1 protein-coding gene is annotated in these 493 nt (G+C 39.6%); it reads left to right on the forward strand.

Going from position 1 to position 493, the window contains the following annotated elements; translation table 11 throughout:
• The first annotated feature begins 38 nt into the window (after positions 1–38).
• The gene (locus HA45_RS23390; protein ID WP_128599102.1) at positions 39–476 is read left to right on the forward strand and encodes a GNAT family N-acetyltransferase; all 438 of its coding nucleotides are present in this window, start codon (positions 39–41) and stop codon (positions 474–476) included.
• The last annotated feature ends 17 nt before the right edge of the window (positions 477–493 follow it).

A 493-nucleotide genomic window follows, 5' to 3' on the forward strand; every position in this document is an offset into this window, starting at 1 on the left:
ATATTTAAACAGCTCTTTAACTGACAAGAACATCTAAAATGAATGGCATTGTCGAAGAAATAATTTTAGAAGTTAGCGTAAATCCTAGCGCTGAACAATTACTTCCTATTGAAGACGGTTTGAACGATTTTAACGATTTAATGACGGGTATGAGTGATCGCCAGCCATTAGCTGTGTTAATAAAATCAAATACAAACGGTGAGATTCTAGGTGGAATGCAGGGACGTTCATCGTTGGGCCTACTTTTTATTGACCTTTTTTATCTTCCTCCGGAGTTGCGGAGTAAGGGGATTGGTTCAGAAATCCTTTTACGCTTCGAAGATGAAGGAAAAAAAAGAGGCTGTACCGCTGCGTTCTTGTACACAATTAGCTTTCAAGCCCCTGACTTCTACAAAAAGCACGGCTGGGAAGAATTTGGGCGTATTGACTGCAAACCCGAAGGAACAAGCCGTATTTTTATGAAAAAGTCTTTATAAAAGGTCTGCTTTTCGCT

Source organism: Pantoea rodasii, assembly GCF_002095465.1.
Taxonomy (GTDB): Bacteria; Pseudomonadota; Gammaproteobacteria; order Enterobacterales; family Enterobacteriaceae; genus Pantoea; species Pantoea rodasii.